General features: G+C 46.6%; 20 protein-coding genes and 2 pseudogenes. 12 read left to right on the top strand and 10 right to left on the bottom strand.

Annotation, left to right across the window (positions count from 1 at the left end; genetic code table 11):
• The first annotated feature begins 829 nt into the window (after positions 1-829).
• The 4 genes from NZD89_RS14200 (at position 830) to NZD89_RS29605 (ending at position 3,782) form a co-directional block, all read left to right on the top strand.
• Positions 830-1,210: a hypothetical protein gene (locus NZD89_RS14200; protein ID WP_268008328.1), complete on the top strand. Its 381-nt coding sequence runs from the start codon at positions 830-832 to the stop codon at positions 1,208-1,210.
• 89 nt (positions 1,211-1,299) lie between these two features.
• Positions 1,300-1,650: a hypothetical protein gene (locus NZD89_RS14195; protein WP_268008327.1), complete on the top strand. Its 351-nt coding sequence runs from the start codon at positions 1,300-1,302 to the stop codon at positions 1,648-1,650.
• Positions 1,651-2,443: 793 nt separating this feature from the next.
• A complete protein-coding gene (locus NZD89_RS14190) occupies positions 2,444-2,995 on the top strand; it encodes a spore coat protein (protein WP_268005888.1) in 552 nt (183 codons plus the stop codon).
• 469 nt (positions 2,996-3,464) lie between these two features.
• Positions 3,465-3,782: an MGDG synthase family glycosyltransferase gene (locus tag NZD89_RS29605; protein WP_369125247.1), complete on the top strand. Its 318-nt coding sequence runs from the start codon at positions 3,465-3,467 to the stop codon at positions 3,780-3,782.
• Between the two features lie 104 nt (positions 3,783-3,886).
• On the opposite strand, the gene NZD89_RS14185 is transcribed toward NZD89_RS29605, so the two are convergent.
• Positions 3,887-5,278, bottom strand: a complete 1,392-nt coding sequence (locus NZD89_RS14185) for an IS1182 family transposase (protein ID WP_431308595.1) — start codon at positions 5,276-5,278, stop codon at positions 3,887-3,889.
• Between the two features lie 45 nt (positions 5,279-5,323).
• On the opposite strand from NZD89_RS14185, the gene NZD89_RS14180 reads away from it, so the two are divergent.
• From NZD89_RS14180 to NZD89_RS14165, 4 genes and pseudogenes are all read left to right on the top strand, one after another.
• Positions 5,324-6,175 (top strand): MGDG synthase family glycosyltransferase, encoded by an 852-nt coding sequence (locus NZD89_RS14180; RefSeq protein WP_268008326.1) that lies wholly within the window; start codon positions 5,324-5,326, stop codon positions 6,173-6,175.
• 509 nt (positions 6,176-6,684) lie between these two features.
• Positions 6,685-7,203, top strand: a pseudogene (locus NZD89_RS14175) (glycosyltransferase); the annotation flags it as partial.
• Between the two features lie 12 nt (positions 7,204-7,215).
• A complete protein-coding gene (locus tag NZD89_RS14170) occupies positions 7,216-7,845 on the top strand; it encodes a glycosyltransferase (RefSeq protein WP_268008493.1) in 630 nt (209 codons plus the stop codon).
• A 29-nt stretch (positions 7,846-7,874) separates the two neighbouring features.
• On the top strand, positions 7,875-8,729 hold the full coding sequence (locus NZD89_RS14165) for a diacylglycerol/lipid kinase family protein (RefSeq protein WP_268008325.1): 855 nt from the start codon (positions 7,875-7,877) through the stop codon (positions 8,727-8,729).
• A gap of 87 nt (positions 8,730-8,816) precedes the next feature.
• On the opposite strand, the gene NZD89_RS14160 is transcribed toward NZD89_RS14165, so the two are convergent.
• Positions 8,817-9,434 (bottom strand): lysophospholipid acyltransferase family protein, encoded by a 618-nt coding sequence (locus NZD89_RS14160; RefSeq protein WP_268008324.1) that lies wholly within the window; start codon positions 9,432-9,434, stop codon positions 8,817-8,819.
• Positions 9,435-9,645: 211 nt separating this feature from the next.
• On the opposite strand from NZD89_RS14160, the gene NZD89_RS14155 reads away from it, so the two are divergent.
• Entirely contained in the window at positions 9,646-10,551 is a 906-nt protein-coding gene (locus NZD89_RS14155; protein ID WP_268008323.1) for an SDR family NAD(P)-dependent oxidoreductase, read from the top strand.
• Here NZD89_RS14155 and NZD89_RS14150 read toward each other — a convergent pair.
• Positions 10,526-11,560, bottom strand: a complete 1,035-nt coding sequence (locus NZD89_RS14150) for a class II aldolase/adducin family protein (protein WP_268008322.1) — start codon at positions 11,558-11,560, stop codon at positions 10,526-10,528. The two genes, NZD89_RS14155 and NZD89_RS14150, sit on opposite strands and share 26 nt — an antisense overlap.
• Before the next feature lie 182 nt (positions 11,561-11,742).
• Positions 11,743-12,462, bottom strand: coding sequence for a YkoP family protein (locus tag NZD89_RS14145; protein ID WP_268008321.1), 720 nt, complete (start codon positions 12,460-12,462; stop codon positions 11,743-11,745).
• Between the two features lie 204 nt (positions 12,463-12,666).
• Here NZD89_RS14145 and NZD89_RS14140 point away from each other — a divergent pair.
• The 3 genes and pseudogenes from NZD89_RS14140 to NZD89_RS14130 all read left to right on the top strand — a co-directional run.
• A pseudogene (locus tag NZD89_RS14140) lies at positions 12,667-12,822 on the top strand (alpha/beta-type small acid-soluble spore protein); the annotation flags it as partial.
• A gap of 14 nt (positions 12,823-12,836) precedes the next feature.
• The gene (locus tag NZD89_RS14135) at positions 12,837-12,992 is read left to right on the top strand and encodes a hypothetical protein (protein WP_268008320.1); all 156 of its coding nucleotides are present in this window, start codon (positions 12,837-12,839) and stop codon (positions 12,990-12,992) included.
• An 899-nt stretch (positions 12,993-13,891) separates the two neighbouring features.
• On the top strand, positions 13,892-15,370 hold the full coding sequence (locus NZD89_RS14130) for a transposase (protein WP_268008319.1): 1,479 nt from the start codon (positions 13,892-13,894) through the stop codon (positions 15,368-15,370).
• 199 nt (positions 15,371-15,569) lie between these two features.
• Here the strand turns inward: NZD89_RS14130 and NZD89_RS14125 are convergent, their stop codons facing one another.
• From NZD89_RS14125 to NZD89_RS14105, 6 genes are all read right to left on the bottom strand, one after another.
• On the bottom strand, positions 15,570-16,364 hold the full coding sequence (locus tag NZD89_RS14125; RefSeq protein WP_268008318.1) for a TIM barrel protein: 795 nt from the start codon (positions 16,362-16,364) through the stop codon (positions 15,570-15,572).
• Positions 16,365-16,392: 28 nt separating this feature from the next.
• Positions 16,393-16,821: a GNAT family N-acetyltransferase gene (locus tag NZD89_RS14120; protein ID WP_268008317.1), complete on the bottom strand. Its 429-nt coding sequence runs from the start codon at positions 16,819-16,821 to the stop codon at positions 16,393-16,395.
• A 129-nt stretch (positions 16,822-16,950) separates the two neighbouring features.
• The gene (locus NZD89_RS29600) at positions 16,951-17,310 is read right to left on the bottom strand and encodes a histidine phosphatase family protein (RefSeq protein ID WP_369125246.1); all 360 of its coding nucleotides are present in this window, start codon (positions 17,308-17,310) and stop codon (positions 16,951-16,953) included.
• Positions 17,238-17,573: a phosphoglycerate mutase family protein gene (locus NZD89_RS14115; protein WP_268008316.1), complete on the bottom strand. Its 336-nt coding sequence runs from the start codon at positions 17,571-17,573 to the stop codon at positions 17,238-17,240. The genes NZD89_RS29600 and NZD89_RS14115 overlap by 73 nt, the downstream gene beginning before the upstream one ends.
• Before the next feature lie 241 nt (positions 17,574-17,814).
• Complete coding sequence (locus NZD89_RS14110; RefSeq protein ID WP_268008315.1) at positions 17,815-18,114, bottom strand: hypothetical protein; 300 nt, start codon at positions 18,112-18,114, stop codon at positions 17,815-17,817.
• A gap of 46 nt (positions 18,115-18,160) precedes the next feature.
• Positions 18,161-19,552, bottom strand: coding sequence for an IS1182 family transposase (locus NZD89_RS14105; protein WP_431308595.1), 1,392 nt, complete (start codon positions 19,550-19,552; stop codon positions 18,161-18,163).
• Positions 19,553-19,722: the final 170 nt, after the last annotated feature.

Genomic DNA, 19,722 nt, shown 5'->3' with positions numbered 1-19,722 from the left:
TACCCTAGGGGTTCTGTCCTTGAGGGAATCTTCGTTTGCCCCCATGTTCATTTACCCCACTTGACAATTCAAAATTGGAAATTCATCGCCGCCAGGAGAGTAAACTATGGTATTTACACCAAATTTTACTTGACTTTTCAGAATGACCCCAACAATCCCCGAGAAGGGCTAACCGCTCTATCTCATCTGAATTGGGGTTACGTTAATGTTACCAGTGGTCAGGTCTCATGAGCAGTACCAATCGTTCGTTCAGCAACAACTGCATATTCACTATGCAAATGGGTCGCTTCTGTTTCCAAAGACTGGTCACTTGTTAAGAAGTTCTGGATCACCGACCTCTCTGGCACGTTTAACTTACTCCAAGAAAATTTCTCGTGTCGTGGTCCAAAGTCCATTGACCCTGCCGACTTACTGCGTTCGTATCTGCTCATGCTTCAGGTCGGAGAACCGTCTGTCACAGAGTGGGTCAATCAATTACGGCGCTGCCCATTGTATGCTATCCTTAGCGGCTTTGAGTACGGGCAAACGCCAGGCGTTGGTACGTTCTACGGCTTCTTCCGACGGTTGTGGTCTTGTGATTCTGCAAATCTTTCACCCAAACACAGACTCAACCGTAAGAAAATCAAAGGTGGAAAAGTGGGTGAAAAGGTACCCACCAAAGCGTACAGCAAAATCGCAAAACTAATGACTCAACTACAGAAGCGTTCCAGCAACAAAGTCCAACCTTTCGACGTTCTACTTAGATTATTTTCAACGTCAATTTCTTGCCGTCTCTGCGAAATCCAGCTTATTAGGTAATACCTGCGCCCTTTCTATTGCTAGCGATGGAATGCCACTTCAGACAGCTACCCAAGTTCGCAGTCGGCGACTTTGCAACTGTCGCGAACTCGGCGTTGTACCATGCAGGTGCTATCGTATCTACTCCCAACCCGACTGTGACATGGGTTGGGACAGTTATCGAAACAAATACTTCTTCGGTTATCACCTCTATACATTTGTTGCTGCCGATAGCCCCTATGACCTACCGCTCTATCCCAGGTTGCAGCGAGCTTCCCGCCATGATGCGACATCGTGGGTGGTTAGTGCCCGCGAGTTTGTTGAACGCTTTCGTGATTACACCTGGGACAAGGCAATTTTAGACGCTGCACACGACGCGCTGCCAATTTACGAGTACCTTCATTCGCAAGTATTAAGCCGTTCATTGATTTGAACTTGCGCAGTACAGGAAGTAAAGGAGTTCAGAAGGGTGACATCACATTTTCCCCGACTGGGATCCCCTTCTGCAAGAAGGGATTGGAGATGAAAGACCGTGGATATGACAGTACACGGGGTCGACGCAAATACTATTGTCCGCTCGTCGTAAAAGGCGTGGTGACTTGTGATACGCCTTGTTCCGATTCACCTTACGGAAGATGCGTTCACACATACACCAAACACAATCCTCGCTTGTTCCTACCCGTTGCCCGCAACAGCAACGAGTGGGTCAATGTCTACAAACGCAGAACCACCTGCGAGCGTAGCAACAAGCGAGTAAAAGAGGATTACCGTCTCGAAGCTGCCAAGCATCGCAGTACCATGATGTGGACAGTCCGCATCTACGGCATCGCCATGTGTCAACACATGGACGCTTGGTACAAGAGAGCAATCTAGACCTGAGATCGATGCTCTTGTCAGCCTGAGAATACCCCAATCATACCATCTCCAGCGATGACTTTTTGAAAATCGAATCGTCATAGAACATCGTCCCACCAACCATGAAACCGTCGATTTTCCAGCGCATTTCTGAAATTCCACCTGTTTTATCTCACTTTTCAAGACTCCAATGCTGAGAGGCTATTGCAATAAATATGCTACTAAATATTCAACGAGGCTACATAGATTCATAACTCCTATTAGCTGGATTAGCTGCTCAGATTCAAGTGACAGGTTCTGGTGCAAAAATTCACGAAACCACAATATACAGTGGTGTATCGTAACTGAATCCACACTACATATGGTGTATTCAAATATTTTTGCACCAGCCGGAATCTCTTTGCCGCACGTCTTGTGGCAGTACCTGGTTGCCATGTTTGTGCTCACATTAGGGGAAATCATCAACTCCCGGTGATGGGGGAATACACCTCGCTCCTGGCAGATGAACAGTTGTGCGGTACCTACTTTGGGTGTCAGTTCTATTGGTGGCCTCAGTTTCTTTGTCGGGCCTTGGCTTGGCGGCGTCATCCTCCATGCCAGCAGCGGTGCGGTTTTGTTCCTCGTCGCTGTGGGTTTTTCGTTCCTTGCTACACCTATGATCGAACGGCTGATAAAATTTGCTTGTCGAGGCAAAGTAAATGTCAGCAAGAGACGCGCTCAGTGCATAGATTTTGGTACGTCCAGACGTGCATAAAGAGAAACGCGTGGGCCAAATTAGTAACATTCCAAGTACACTGGGGAGGGCGATGAAATGCCACTTCGTGGACATGAAGCGTTTGAGCTGAATGAGTTGTTGTATGGCTGCGTGAATACGATTAACAGCATGGGAATTTTCATCAACCAAGCGAAAGACCCGGAATTAAAGGGCATTCTTCAGAAGCACCAGGACGCGCACATTCAGGACTATAACATGAAGGTAGAGTGGGCGAGATCGGGATCATGCAATGAAAAGCTGAATGTCCCGCCGATGCCGGCAAAATCGGCAGGCACACAAAAACCACCACAAGCTGTAACGCCAAATCCAAACGCTGCGGCGTTCGACGACAGGGGTATTGGAACAGCCTATTTGGTCAGTCTTAAGGCCAACGGAAAGAGCTATGCTTCGGCTGCGTTTGAGGCAGACGAACCACAGTTGCGCCAGTTCCTTGAGGATGCATTTACAATGTGTTCCCATCACGCCTTTGAAGTTGCAGGCTGGATGAGCAAGAACGGCTATTATCCTGGAGAACAAGCGACGGGCACGTATCTTAAAGCCCTCAATCAAACGTACGATCCCGTTCCCCAAATGGCAGGGGTCCACTAACCAGGTTCCTCAGCGAAATTGTGAATGTGGGACTCGCGTCCCTGTATGCGCTCGCATGCAGGGGCGTTTTGTATGACGGCTTGGAGTTATCGGATTACTGTTGGCCCGGATCATTAATTATCATTTATCGTGGTCAACTACACAGCAGGGGTTTCGCGATCGGTAAAACCATGGACTATACGTCGGCAGTGGGGGGTATTCCATACTATGTCGCGGCTGCTCTCTTATTTGTCGGAGCATCGCGGAAATACCTCATTTTGCTTGTTAGCGGTGGAATTGTACTTCTGTTCGTGTGGACCTTAGGATATCTGTTCAACAGTCACGTTCAACGGTTAAAACGATGGGCCCACTAAAAGAAGAGATGACGAGAATTTCTGCCCTTGGGAGTCGAAGCAACATCGAATGGATTGCTATCGCCGGAATTCGGCGCTCGCCATGCGCAATCGCGCTTTTGATTGGAGGAAATTAGATGGCTAAGGCTTTATTGTTGCCAGCCTCATTAGGAGACGGACATAAGCAGGTGGCTTCGGCATTACGAAACGTCTTTATTGAGCATGGTGTGGAAGTTATAGAGGTTGACTGCTTTCGTTCAACAAACTTTCGTATGGCTAGGTGTCTCGAATATTCGTACGAGTGGATGACCCGTTACACTCCACCAATATATGGCATGTTGTACAGAATGACCTCGAATCTAGGTCCACATAGTAGACTTTGGAAGGCCACGTCCTTGTTTTTCAAGCCGGCAGTAATTCGTGCGCTAGGAGCGTGTCCGAGTATTGCGGCTTAGACTTTCTGCATTTGAGTTCAGTTCCATATTTTATTCGACTATGGGTGACTTTCCCCATGGGCACTTACTTCATTAGACGGGGACTGGTCGGTTAAGCACCATCTTTAGCACGTTGCCCAGTTTATATGACCGTATTTGAATATCTTAAGCAGATTATGGCACATGGTAACTAACGACCATTCTCCTCTGACCTTCTCAAGGCTTCGAAGTGAGAATTGGTCGAATCGTCGACAACCCTTAATTTGACCGTACACAGGCTCTACGATAGCCTTGCGTCTCGCGTAGACGGCACGGCCCTTCTTTGTTTTTAGTTTCCGAGTCATACGTTGCTTAATGGTGTAGTGTTTCGGTATTCGTCCTCTCGGTGACTCAGGCACTTCATTGTGCTTTTGACGACCTGTTGCGATGTATGGGTCAATTTCTTTCTCTTGAAGCCATGTCACGTCGTCTTCGGCAAAGTAGCCAGCATCACATGAGATTTTGTGCATCGTCGCTTTCGTATTCTCCGCCGTCATTTCGACCATTGTACGCAGGACACCGTGGTCATTTGTGTGGTCTATAACATCTGTTGCAACAATGATTTGGTACTCTTCATCGACGACAGCCTGCACATTGTATGCTTGGATAAAACCGTCTTTCGATTTCATAATGCGAGATTCCGGATCCGTGAAGTTGCGTTGAGCCTTGTCCTCCGGAACACCTGCGAGATGACTCTCCTTGCGTGGACGACCGCGTTTCCTGGCGCCTGTCTGGTTGGTGGGGCCGTTGTCATCGTCCTTCTTGTCTTGTTGTTCGTCTTTCTGTTGCTGTTGTTCCACTCTTTCCTTGGCCTCTTTCTCCAGAGAGGACATTGCTTCCTGAATTTTTGCCAACCGGGTCTCTCTACGGGCTAACTCTTCAGGGAGTTCATCGCCCATGGTGTTACCGTACTTTTTATCTTCACTATGGTCGGTGCGTTCAGCCTGCTGCGTAAGCTCGGCGATTTCTTGGCGGAGTCGTTGCTCTTGCTGCTTCATCCGCTCGTAACTCATCGCTTTATGTTTGGATGCGTTTGCCCGAATCTTGCTGCCATCCAGCGATACATGCCCGAGCTTAACCATCCCTGCATGTTGGGCAATCTTCAAGACTTCCAAGAAAAGTTCTTTGAAGGTGACCAAATGGCGTTTCCGAAAATCACTGATTGTCCGGAAATCCGGGAACTGATTTGCGGACAGGACTCGGAACGCCACTACATCCTGACAGGCCTTTGCGATCTTTCTGGAAGAGTACATGCCTGTGCAATATGCGTAAACCAGAATCTTCAATAACATTGCCGGGTGGTACGGGGGAAAACCTCGCAGTTCTTGTTCGTACTGTTTTGTAATGATGGAGATATCGATATGATCGACCACATCACTGACAAAGTTCGCCAGGTGGCCGTCAGGTAGCCATTCATTTAACCCCGGTGGTAGTAGAATGAGTTGGTTCGGGTCGTAGTCACGAAACTTTTTTCCCAAGATTCGAAGCCTCCACTGTGAATACCAATACAGGGGACTTCGTTATTGATCCGGAAATTTCCTTTTACAAAATACTTCAGGGATTACTCGGACACGCTCCTAGAGCAATATCATCCAGACATTGTGTTGCAATTGTTCCCAGACCATTCATTGGCAAGACTTATCAGGCAATGGAACAGACCTTATATTGGAGTTGTCTTAACCGACTACAGCATCCACGGGAATTGGTTTCATGATAATGTTGACACTTATTTTTTCGCACATGAGGAGATCAGTGAAATCGCACGGCCATTCGTGTCAGCACAAGCGGAAGTAGTGATATCAGGAATTCCCATTAGACCCCAATTTCATATACAGGATTCACCACAAAACCTGTCAAAGAATCGCCCTTATATTCTGTTTGCTACAGGTGGACGCGGCGTATTTCCACACTTGCGACGTGCAATCTTAATTGCTCGTCGAGTGTTTCCTAATCATGCTGTGTATGTAATGTGTGGTCGTAATGAAGTTATGCTTCACCAAGTGAAGGGATTTGCTGTAAACGACCCGGGCATTCATGGCTTGCCATTTGTGAATAATGTATCCTCTTGGTTACGAGGGGCGTCGTTTGCAGTCATAAAACCGGGAGGAGTAACAGTGAGTGAATGCCTAGCCAGTCATTACCCGATGGTCATGTATCATCCACAGCAGGGGCAAGAAGCAAATAACGCAGCCTTTATGAAACGCATAGGGGCGGCCGACATTGCACGAAATTCCGAAGAATTCTATACCATCCTCGAAAGAATGAAATCTTCGAGTCAACGTACAGAAATGGCCTTTGCTTGTGCGACCGTAGCACGTCCTGATGCGGCAAAACGAATTGTGGAACATGCCTTGCAACGATTGAAGATACGTTAAAACACATCAGAGACAACGTCATGATTTTGAAGATTACCGTAATCATGGACCTCCGATGTCTAAAGTCATCCGGCCAAAGGCTTTTGACTGTTCACGAATCTTGACGGCTAAGCCGACTCTGCTAAGTGCACTTAATAGCTGTTCCTTCCCCACTCATCTCTCTATCTGTGGAGTCTTCCAAAACGCCCACAGGGAGATTAATTCCGTAACACAATGAATGCGCATCTGCCATGTATGTCGATGCACGGACAAGGAAAAATTAAACACGTTCAAACTTTCCAACACATATTCCGGCAATTCCGTCTGTGTGTAAGAGCTGCTGACGTTCAGCAAGTTAAATGAGCCTTTTGCAGAATGCATTCTATCGACACTTCATACGCCATATATAGTGTCTTAATTCCTTTTTATACGCTATATATGTTCATTTTGGTCATGAAAAACGAATTCTGCAAAACCCTCAAATAAACAAAAGTCTGTGTTATATCTGCATACGAAGGTCGGTGAACGGGATGCGAATCGCCATATTCTCTGAGACATTTCTCCCTGGAACGGATGGTGTTGTCACACGTTTGTGTGGTACATTAAAGCACCTATCTGAATCAGGTCATGATGTACTATCATTTGCGCCTCATGGAGCCCCGCCAACGTACGCCTTTGCCACGATTATCGGAATCCCTTCCTTTCGTTTTTTTCTTTATCCTGAAAAGAAATTTGCGTTGCCCTTTCCAAGGGTCGGAAAAGTTCTAAAAGAATTTCAGCCTGATCTTGTACACGCCGTAAATCCGGGCTTTCTTGGCTTCGCCGCCATTTACTACGCGCGAAGGTATCGTGTACCGCTTATTGCGTCCTATCACACACACATACCGACGTATGCACGTTATTACCGGCTCCCTTGGTTGGAACCATTTTTGTGGTGGTGTTTTCGCACGATACACAATCGAGCTGAAGTCAACCTATGTACGTCCAGTGCAACAATAGTAGAGCTAGAGTCCCGAGGATTTCGTGACCTCGCTTTGTGGGAACGCGGCGTAGATTTGCAAATGTTTTCGCCTGCAAAGCGTTCAGAGCAAATGCGCACACGTCTGTTAAACTGCCACAAGGATGATCACCAAAAGTTATTATTGTACGTGGGGCGCCTTGCCAAAGAAAAGGAAATTGAGAATCTGCGTCCATGCCTTGACCGAATGCCTGATATACATCTAGCCATTGTAGGAGATGGTCCGTACCGCTCAACCCTAGAGTCCATTTTTTCAGGTACCAATACAATATTCACTGGGTACTTGTTCGGCGAGGAATTAGCACAGGCGTACGCTTCTGCAGACGGCTTTGTCTTTACATCAACCACTGAAACCCTTGGGCTTGTATTATATGAAGCGATGGCCAGTGGTCTGCCAGTGATGGCCGCGAATAGTCCCGCCACACAAGAGGTATTGGAACACGGAAGAATTGGATTTATATTCGACCCAGAAGATTTCGATTCCATGTTGGAAGCGCTAAATGGATTGATGTATGACGAAAAACAACGCAAAAGAGTCCAAGCATTGGCAAAAGACATTGTGTTTACCCTGGACTGGAGCAAACCAACTGAACAACTTCTCAGCCATTATCAACGCTTACTTGTCACGCGAGCTGCAAATCAACCCAAACCCATTCAAGATTCGACTTCTTAACCGCATCCATGTTGAAGGGGGCGTTCCTTATGGAAACCTTATTTATCGTCAATCCCACAGCCGGAAGAGGAACAACCAAATCACGATGGGATGCTTTCGAACGGCAACTAAAGAAATATACAACTTTCCCTTATAAAGTACACTTTACGACCCGTTCAGGGGAAGCAGAAACTGTATCTTTGCAGGCAACCCGCTCGCACTTTGAACGAGTGATCGCCGTTGGTGGAGATGGGACCGTTAATGAAATTGTCAACGGGGTGCTTGGCAGAGATGTGATGATTGGGATACTTCCGTTTGGTACAGGTAATGACTTGGCACGGTCGATAGAAGCTAATAAATCCGACAAAGACCTACTGCATACGCTGTGTTACCCTAAGGAAGCGTCTTTAAATGTGGCGAAAATTAACGGACGGCACTTTATTAACGCAGCAGGCATCGGATTTGACGGAATAGTTGCGAATCATATAAATCGGCATATGTTCATCAAAAGCCTCGGGGCACTTGGATATTCCTTAAGCGCCATTACTGTGTTAAAATCATTCACTCCATCTGAAGTGATGCTCAACATTGACGGAAATTGTGTAATTCTATCACACGTGTGGATGATCGCCATCGGGAATGGCTCCTTTTATGGAGGTGGTATGAAAATCTGCCCGTCTGCCAAGTACGACGACGATTTGCTTGACGTGTGTATCGTGTCTAACTTGGGGAAAATGAATTTCTTAAAACTTCTTCCTTCCGTCTATACGGGAAGGCACGTTGAGAAGGAGACTTTTATTACAATGCAGCAAGGAAAGCGCATCGAGATTACTTGCCCCGATTACATGATTGCTCATGCCGATGGTGAACTCATTGCCTCCTCTTCCCTTCAGAATCAGTATTAGTGAAAAGCGAATTCGTTTTCTCACCGACTAAAGGAAAACCTATAGCAGGGGTTATCGAGCCTATGCCTGTGCGGGCTGCTCGCAAACTCACTGTATGCTTTCTTGACCCACGATACAACTTGTTGAACTGAGCTCTACGGAACTCTTTAAATTTTGGATCATTTGCATCACATCTTGAGCCAGCAATCGATAATCTGAATGAAATGGTATGATAGGATCTCCTACAATGATTTGAAATCGTCTGAATAATTTCGCTCGTTGAGCACAAATAGCGATCGGAACGATTGGTACAAATTTAGCTTTTGTTGCAATAAACCCAACTCCCGGTTTCCAAGGAAGCTGACGTCCATTGTGATTTCTCGTTCCCTCAGGGAAGATTCCGACAACCTCGCCCATCTTCAGAAGCAAAATGGCGTAACGAATTGCACCAATCCCTATCCCAGTACGTTTCACAGGAAACGCGTTAAGTTTTTTTACAATCGAACGTAGTACAGGAATCCGAAATAGCTCGTCCTTCGCCATAAATTTAATCGTTGGGTTCAGGAATACACCAAGCAGTATCGGGTCGTGATTGGAAATGTGATTCGAGGCGATAATATAGGGACCACTAACAGGTAGTTTCTCAAGCCCGTTAACGGTGACTCGGTGAGAAGCCTTGTAGTACATTTGAATGATGCATTTTAAAAACAAACGTGTGTTTACCATATAAAATGGTGCTCCTTTAGAATGAAATCGAACGAGGATCTTATCCGCAAATATCCTGTCCAATACCGTCCATCGTCATCCAATGTTCATATACAGCGTGACTCATTCGATTCGGCACGCTAGGCGAGATTCGCAACGTAAATTTGATTGTGCAATGCACAATTTGGGTATATTGAAACATAGATGGTTTGTAGTAAGGTGGCGAATTCATGTGAGCGGATTAGCGAATCAAGTGGTGGCGATTGTTGGGGGTTCAAGTGGTATTGGCAGGGAGAGTGCACTGCTGTTTGCTACACAAGGAACACAAACGCTGTTGATTGCTAGAGGGAGGGAACGCTTACGAGAATCCGTCGATGAGATCCGTGCGAACGGAGGAAAGGCTCAAGAATTTCCCGCAGACATTACATCCCCGGATGAAGTAATACAACTTGCGAATCAGATTCGAAGCCAATTTGGACGCGTGGATGTACTCATATACGGTGCGGCTGAATTCTACCTATCACCGGTGGAGATGATGGATTGTGGCCTCGCCAAGCATGCAATGGAAGTGAATTATTGGGGTGCCGTGAACGTGACGAAGTCATTTTTGCCGTTAATCAGAAATGGTGAACGAAAAACCATTGTCTTCATTTCATCGTTGTCCGTTCCGTGTACACCACCTTTCTTTGCAGCATACGCTGCAACCAAACACGCTCTCCGCGGGCTTGCTTTATCTTTGCGGCAAGAACTGAAACCTGAAGGAATACGTGTGCAAATGATAACGCCAGGTCCTGTCGATACGCCGTTAATCGAGAATTACCTTCACCGCGGAATGTATCGCTTACCGCCTGGAATCCCGGTGTTACAACCGAGAATAACAGCCAAGCAAATCTATAAGGCGGTGATTCAGCGTAAACAAGACGTAGTGGTTCCAAAACGAATGGGTTGGGCGGCCCGCCTTGCCTACGCGTTCCCCTCTTTGGTTGAATCATATTATCGTTTATCTGTCCCTGATTGGAGCCAGTCGATTCAAACCCAGATTGAAAAACATAAACATCGCAAACATCGCACCTTGGAGCCGCATCCAACATTCGTTCAAAGCAATTCCACGGTTACGACATCGGAACCTGAGGAATAATTCGGCCTTCAATCCGTTCAAAAATATCGTCGAGGTCTCGACCTGTAATAGTTAAACCGTGGTTTTTCAGTCCAATGATCGCACGGTCAGGATTATCTTCCTCGCGAACCAGTTGTGCTACTGCGCGGGCGAGTTCCACGGTACCGCACGGGTAATTAATCTGGGTCGAAGGAACCCCATCCATCCACGCATGAATGTGAATAACGGCGCCCACTTTGGGGTGCTCTGTATAGATCATCCAATGTTCGATGGCGTCAACGGATACCCTTCGAGGTGTAACGTTGGGAGGCACACTCAACTGCATCGTTTTGCGCTCTTCATGAAAATGCTTAACAAGAAGCATGTCTTCCCCAATACGACTCAAGTTCCCTTTGTTTACTCCGCTCGCGCTCATCCAAAAGCGCCGATCGTCTTTTCGTGCGCTTAAATTGCCATAGCTCAGCCCACCGATCCCGTAAAGTCGCTTGACATGCCGAAAATCTTCTGGTGGAAGAATTTCCTGTATCGGAAATGCTGCGGGGAACAAATCCATTTCGTCGATTTTTTTTGCTGCAAGGCGAACTTTTTCAGTAATATCGTCCCCTTCCCAAAGGTCTTCCGGTAGGTCGGGTTCAAATTCGTTGTTAATGATCAAATTCGACGAAGTCAATGGTTCCATGCGTTTGAAAATATATTCGAAGTACTTGTCATCCTGTCCCATCTCATAAGGCACTTTATAATAGCCCTGTTCAAGCGTTACGAAATATGTATCCATGTGGTCGCCAGTGTTCACGATATAAATTAATAAGTTTGACAGCGCGCGAATCAAAGTCGGGTAGGCCGCACGGAGGACGTCTTGTGGCTGCTCGTTTGTTTCGACAACTGAAATAACATAAGTCGCCTGTGCTTTCCGACGAAAAGGACGTGGGGAGCTGGCTTCGACAAAATTGAAAACGAGCCGAATATCCTTTTCCGCTGGATCAGCGAAGCGGTATCCTTTTTTCTGAAGAACTTGATGGACTCCGTCCATGAACCACCTCTGAACGTCAGTGTTGATTTGCCCTGATACCCAGTAGACCATGTTACCTCCTCCTGTCATCAAAAAAACGACATATTGTATGCGGATTGTTGTTGATTTATTCCAATAAGTTGAGCAGCAACGAGATATGAAAATTGAACGAATGAATATCAGTATTTTCCGCACAAATTTGGTTAGTTTGATGATACTTCAGATGCTGAATGCGAATTGAATCCCCCATCCCGGAGTCCTCCGTATTCCCGGATGAGGCGATGCTTTGATATCGCCACAATTTTGGGGATAAAAATGTCTGGACGAGCCTCAAATAATGAACTTGCGTTTGGGTTTGTCATACGAAAAATGTTCCGCAAATACCATTCCAAAAAACGGTAAGCAGGCTGGCTCTGAATGGGAAAGGTGCTAAATCCAAAGCGTTCTACACCTCGATGGATAAACGTTGTACTATATAGGATTTTTGCTTTTTCATACTTGTGGGAAGCAACACAATCAGCAAGCACAGGCAAGGACTGCTTGGTTTCTTTTATTAGCCTGGCTGCCATGCTGACCACAGAGCCATGCTCACGTATGGCTTGATTCAATACTTTGTTGTTCATGTGAATCTCGATGATGGGGTCAAACCTACGTACACGGATTCCGTCAACGGACAACGATCGTCCGAGATATCGGTGCTTAGCAATGCAAAACAGATCCGACTTTCCCTGTTGTAGAGGTTTGATTCCTAACGCCAAACGGAACAATGCATCACATGATTTCCAAATCAATCCGTGGATACGGTCATTATGACCACCTTTCTGTTGCTGTGCTTGATCCTCGATAAAGTACTCTTCATCAAGGAAGAAAGCTAACAAAATATGCACCATGTTCATCGCTCTATCCCGGTGTAATCGGATCATAACCATCAGCCCCTGCACTCTACAAGATCGGTGTCGATGGGTATTATCGACGAACAAATGAAAATTACACTCGAAGGGAGCGTAAAGTGGTTGCCGACAAACATTATGTGCATGTACTCCCGCCTACACCCTCAAGCGAATTGAGTTACGAAAAGGACAGGTGGAGTCACAGAACTTACCTGCTGTCGTGAAGTTCATCAATCAGCAAACGCAATTGAGCGCATGAAGTATGAAATAGCACAGGAACTCGGCGCAGACACATCATCTCCTCTGAATGGAGCTGTCGGCGATGAAATGACGCCACGGCTGGTTGCATTCGCAGAACAAAGCTTGTCCGGTCACTCTCGTGGGTTACTGTAAAGGAGACAACTAAAATGAAGGTTCGTAAGCTCGTGATCTATGGGGGCATCACGCTATTGTTGGCAACTGGGTGTGTCCCAGGGGCGCAAAACGCTACAAACAACGCAGGGAACACAATGCGTAGTGCTGCAAACACTGTAGGCAATGCGACGAGAAACGTATCCCAATGAAAAAATGCCCTCGCCCCGTAGTCGGAGCAAGAGCTTCGGTTTACGCTTGCACTGCTGTCGGTTGTTCAGTCGGAGCTGGTGCACTTACTTGTCACTGCATCTAAAATTTAAGACGGACTCCCAATGTTCCTGGTCTTAAATGTCTTCCTTGACGTAAGCCAGGCTTCTCTGTCCATACCCAGACGGGATATCCCTTAGCTAGGCACACTATTGATCTAATCTGCCCTTTAGCGACACAAAGTCCTGGAACGTCACACTGAATATCCATGCACCTGAACAGCAAGGGGATGAGTTGAATTAATTGTCATTTCTTTTTTCTTCGAAACAAGTCCGACAGATAGTCTAATTGGCTAACGGTCGTCCCTGTTGTTGTATTCCAATAAGGGGGGAACATCGTAATAGCTGTATTACAATTCGAACACTTCACAGCGAAGAGTTCGGTCGGATCGTTCTGAACAGGTACACTTTCCATTTCAAACATTTCACCATCACATTTGGGGCAATTAGGCATATTCAACTCTCCCAACACAAAACATCATTGGTGACAAATTCTGTTTCTTCTTGAATTAACCTGCCCGAGAACGCAACAAACCTGAGAACCGACTCTTTGCATGTATATGGAGAGCTTTCACAAAGCCGTTGTGGGATTTATGCCCCCTATAGTTTAATAGCCTCTCGGCATTGGATTTTCGCTGAACCATCAACGGTTCTGTTGTTGAAGGGTTCTTCGTTTGCCCCCATGTTCGTCAGCCCCACTTGACAATTCAAAATTGGAAATTCAACACCACCATGAAAAGAAAATCCGCTGTGCGCCAAATAATACTTGACTTTTTAGAATCACCCCAACAATCGCCGAGAAGGGCTTAACAGCTCTATCTCATCGAAATGGGGGTTGCGTTATGTTACCCTTGGTGCGGTCTCATCAGCAGTATCAGTCGTTCGTTGAGCAACAACTTCGTATTCACTACGGCAATGGCACGCTCCTCTTTGTCGCAAAGGACTGGTCGCTTGTTAAGAAGTTCTGGATTACCGACCTCTCTGACACGTTTCGCTTACTCGAAGGAGCTTTTTCGTGTCGTGGTCCAAGGTCCATTGACCCTGCCGACTTACTTCGTTCCTATCTACTCATGCTGCAGGTCGGAGAACCATCGATTACAGAGTGGGTCAATCAATTGCATCGTTGCCCGTTGTATGCCATTCTGAGTGGCTTTGAGTACGGGAAAACGCCTGGTGTCGGTACCTTCTACCATTTCTTTAAGCGGCTGTGGTCTCATACCTCCGCGAATCTTTCACCCAAACTCAGACTCAATCGAAAGAAAGTCAAAGATGGCAAGAAGGGAGTAAAGGCACCAACCAAAGCGTATAGCAAAATCGCAAACCTCATGGCTCAGCTACAAAAGCGCTCAGCCACCAAGCCACAGCCATTTGACAGATTGCTTGGGCTCTTTCAACAGCAGTTCCTTACCGTATCTGCCACTCTAGGCTTACTGGGCGACACGAACGCACTGTCAATCGCAGGTGACGGAATGCCGCTTCAAACAGCTACCCAAGTTCGTAACAAGCGACTTTGTAACTGTCGTGAACTCGGTATCGTGCCATGCAGATGCTATCGTATCTATTCTCAACCCGACTGTGACATGGGCTGGGACAGTTATCGAAACAGGTACTTCTTCGGTTATCACCTTTACACGTTTGTTGCTGCGGATAGTCCTTACGACCTGCCACTTTACCCCAGACTTCAACGAGCCTCGCGCCATGATGCGACCTCTTGGGTGGTCAGTGCTCGTGAGTTCGTCGAACGCTTTCGTGAATACACCTGGGACAAAGCCATTTTAGATGCCGCGCACGACGCACTGCCAATCTACGAGTACCTGCTGTCACGGAAAGTAAAGCCGTTCATTGATTTAAACCTGCGCAGCACGGGGAGCAAGGGGGTTCGCAAGGATGACATCACATTTTCCCCTACTGGGGTTCCGTTTTGTAAAAAGGGGCTGGAGATGAAAGATCGTGGCTACGACTACACGCGCGGTCGCCGAAAATACTATTGTCCGCTCGTTGTCAAAGGCGTGGTAACTTGTGATACGCCCTGTTCCGATTCGCCTTACGGAAGATGCGTACACACATATACCAAACACAATCCTCGCTTGTTTCCACCCGTTGCCCGCAACAGCAACGAGTGGAACGATGTCTACAAACGCAGAACCACCTGCGAGCGTAGCAACAAGCGAGCGAAAGAGGATTTTCTCCTCGAAGCTGCCAAGCATCGCAGTACCATGATGTGGACCGTCCGCATCTATGGCATTGCCATGTGCCAACACATGGACGCTTGGTTCCAAGAAAGTACGCTCGACCTGAGTTCGCTACTCTTGTCAGCCTAAGAATACCCCAATCATACCATCTCCAGCGATGACTTTTTGAAAATCGGACCGTCATCGCTCTGTTTGCTATACCTTTTTTCAAGGAACACCGCCGCTTCAACCGTTACTCGCAAATTTTCCAGTGGATTCTTGGAAGATATTCCGCTTTCTCTTGCTTTTCTGCTTTCCAATGCCGAGAGGCTATTTCAAGAAGGCATGATTATATGGAATCAAAATAAACAGCACTCTGAATCATAGGGGTGCAGTCGTTATAGTTAGGTAAATCAATCTCAAATATGAAATCCCTTTGCAAAATGTACGGCTTCAATCTTGACCAATTGATTCCTCCAAGCCCCAAAGACATTGCATCATGAACCTCTGTTCCTGCACTGTCTACAACATGGTAATGGCGAGTAAAGGGGAACGCATTTCTAAGGTCTCGTTCCAAGTCTAAATTGTTACCACGAAATGACATAAACGAGTGGCTTATATCGTAACAAATAGGTAGCTGTATAGGTTCAACAACATGTGTTAGCCAATTGCGATTTGCACTTGAAAAAATCCCTCTCGGTGCGTTTTCCCACAAAAAACGGTCATAGGTAGATGTGCGAACATCCTGAATAGCTTCCTTTAAGGCGTTCGAGCATTCAATAATCTTCACTGCGTCAGAAATATCTACCATTCCACTTTCACATTTCTCGTAATGAGGATGCACAACACAAAATACATCTTCTGAGTTGCATATTTCATTCAATACTGAACAGGACAGACGATAAAACTCGTAGACTTCAGGGTCTTTACTCAAGACATCTAAGAACTTCCCATTTACTTTCATGGGGTGATGAAGGAAAACCTTGACGCTATTCTCTTTGAGCTGTTGGATTGCCTCAACAATGGAATTCGGTGAAGAGATGTCATTCTCGAATAGCTGAAGCTCCACAATGTTAGGGCTATACTTCAAACGGTCTTCGATTTGCAGTTGTGACAAAGAACATTTAAGGTTTACGTGTTGCAAGTTACACCCCCAACTCTTGAATTTAACTTTACCTGAACAAAAGTCGACAATGAAACCGCTCAACACCAGGATATTTCTCACCAAGAGACTGTATTTCGAATCCATATTTACTATAGAATCCAACCGCATCACGGTCCGTCTCGGCAGTTAATTCGAAGAGATTCTCCAACATAAGAAGTTCATCAATCATTCTTCGACCGATGCCACAGTTTCGCTTGTGTTCATCGACGGCGATGTGAAGGATTTCAGCAGAGACTCCTTCTCCCTCGAATCCAATGATGCCTAACGCCGAGTCATCGCTATCGATGTAAACATATAGTTTGAAATCACCTTGCAAGTAGACTTGCTCCAAAATATTCCTGAGCTTTTCATCCGTTGCTGAACCGACCGCATATGACAACAACTGTTTTACCCGTTCGGTGGGTATGGAACGACTCCCGTACTTAACCAGCGTCACTAGCGTCACCCCTTTTGCAACCAAGCGTCTTCTGTCTCAAACCTGCCCGATTGCCCCATAAAGCGAACAACTTGGATACCGTAATTTTCTATTCAGAAGCCAAACCTTCTGGGACAGGTGCACCCGTTACTACAATAGCGACAAATGAGAAGTGTCGTTAAAAACCTCCAAGACATTCTGATTAAACCTGTTTTTTGCCAGGATGGAGATACTCGCTGGCGATGCCGAGAAATAAGCGGTAGTCAGCATCTGTTCGGAAAATCGTAGCCACCAGGCAGTTATGTAAGCCAAAGTTCCACCGTGGGTTACAACTAACAAGTTTTTCGTGTTTTCCGACCTGTGTATTGACTCCATGCAGTCACAAACTCGTCTGTAAAATTGTCTCCAGGTTTCACCTTGCTCGAATTCTTGATAGTCTAAATCAAAGCCATTGTCTGTTCTGGGATTTCTATTTGCCCTCGCCCAATCTTTCGTTTTCCCAGTCGCCACACCAGTGTTGATTTCCCTAAGCCCACCGTTTTGGATTCCAAACCAAGATTCTTCCCAAGAATTTCGGCGGTTTGCGAAGCTCTCAATAAGTCGGAAGAATAGAGGACATATTCATCACCGTTCATACTATGGATTAGCTTCTGTGCAATAAGCTGAGCTTGTTTACGCCCCAACTCCGTCAGTGGCGTATCTGTCCATCCACCTGACATGTCGTTTATGTGATGCTCTGACTGGCAATGTTGAACCAAAACAACTCGCCCCATGCCAATCCTCCTTGATTTTCAAGGTGTCGCAAACCTGCCCGAGAGCGCCGTAAGGGACTCGGCGAAGATAGGTATATTCATACATCTATGTGCGGCCCGGATTCCTCAATTCTTAAATTGCACTACCGACAGACTACAGCCGAGTAACACCATCAACCAACCACCGAGCGAGTAGGAGGTTCTTCAAGGACGTGTCAAATTCACCGTCCAGAGCACCCCCGTAGCTTATGTCGCATATAGATCATTCGAACCGACGTTTGGCTTCCTCGAGAAGTTGTGCGAACGGATGATATTGCGGATGCTGTTTGGGACTCCAATCTTCGGGCATAGGGCGCGGCCCTGGAATTCCCGCGACCACTTCGTCTCTGGTTAAGTTCGCAAAATCAATTACAGATTGGGAAATGCCAAGTTCCTTTAGATTTTCATTGGTTCCTTGCAGTACATCCCATGTTCCTAGGAGCGTGTCCGAGTATTGCGGCTTAGACTTTCTGCATTTGAGTTCAGTTCCATATTTTATTCGACTATGGGTGACTTTCCCCATGGGCACTTACTTCATTAGACGGGGACTGGTCGGTTAAGCACCATCTTTAGCACGTTGCCCAGTTTATATGACCGTATTTGAATATCTTAAGCAGATTATGGCACATGGTAACTAACGACCATTCTCCTCTGACCTTCTCAAGGCTTCGAAGTGAGAATTGGTCGAATCGTCGACAACCCTTAATTTGACCGTACACAGGCTCTACGATAGCCTTGCGTCTCGCGTAGACGGCACGGCCCTTCTTTGTTTTTAGTTTCCGAGTCATACGTTGCTTAATGGTGTAGTGTTTCGGTATTCGTCCTCTCGGTGACTCAGGCACTTCATTGTGCTTTTGACGACCTGTTGCGATGTATGGGTCAATTTCTTTCTCTTGAAGCCATGTCACGTCGTCTTCGGCAAAGTAGCCAGCATCACATGAGATTTTGTGCATCGTCGCTTTCGTATTCTCCGCCGTCATTTCGACCATTGTACGCAGGACACCGTGGTCATTTGTGTGGTCTATAACATCTGTTGCAACAATGATTTGGTACTCTTCATCGACGACAGCCTGCACATTGTATGCTTGGATAAAGCCGTCTTTCGATTTCATAATGCGAGATTCCGGATCCGTGAAGTTGCGTTGAGCCTTGTCCTCCGGAACACCTGCGAGATGACTCTCCTTACGTGGACGACCGCGTTTCCTGGCGCCTGTCTGGTTGGTGGGGCCGTTGTCATCGTCCTTCTTGTCTTGTTGTTCGTCTTTCTGTTGCTGTTGTTCCACTCTTTCCTTGGCCTCTTTCTCCAGAGAGGACATTGCTTCCTGAATTTTTGCCAACCGGGTCTCTCTACGGGCTAACTCTTCAGGGAGTTCATCGCCCATGGTGTTACCGTACTTTTTATCTTCACTATGGTCGGTGCGTTCAGCCTGCTGCGTAAGCTCGGCGATTTCTTGGCGGAGTCGTTGCTCTTGCTGCTTCATCCGCTCGTAACTCATCGCTTTATGTTTGGATGCGTTTGCCCGAATCTTGCTGCCATCCAGCGATACATGCCCGAGCTTAACCATCCCTGCATGTTGGGCAATCTTCAAGACTTCCAAGAAAAGTTCTTTGAAGGTGACCAAATGGCGTTTCCGAAAATCACTGATTGTCCGGAAATCCGGGAACTGATTTGCGGACAGGACTCGGAACGCCACTACATCCTGACAGGCCTTTGCGATCTTTCTGGAAGAGTACATGCCTGTGCAATATGCGTAAACCAGAATCTTCAATAACATTGCCGGGTGGTACGGGGGAAAACCTCGCAGTTCTTGTTCGTACTGTTTTGTAATGATGGAGATATCGATATGATCGACCACATCACTGACAAAGTTCGCCAGGTGGCCGTCAGGTAGCCATTCATTTAACCCCGGTGGTAGTAGAATGAGTTGGTTCGGGTCGTAGTCACGAAACTTTTTTCCCAAGATTCGAAGCCTCCACTGTGAATACCAATACAGGGGACTTCGTTATTGATCCGGAAATTTCCTTTTACAAAATACTTCAGGGATTACTCGGACACGCTCCTAGGTAGGGTGGGCTTAGTTGAGTATTGCCAAATTTGGCCCCACCTCCACAAAAGCAGCGATTCAAAAAA

This window comes from Alicyclobacillus fastidiosus (assembly GCF_026651875.1).
GTDB lineage: Bacteria > Bacillota > Bacilli > Alicyclobacillales > Alicyclobacillaceae > Alicyclobacillus > Alicyclobacillus fastidiosus.
This window is presented reverse-complemented; position numbering and strand designations above follow the sequence as displayed.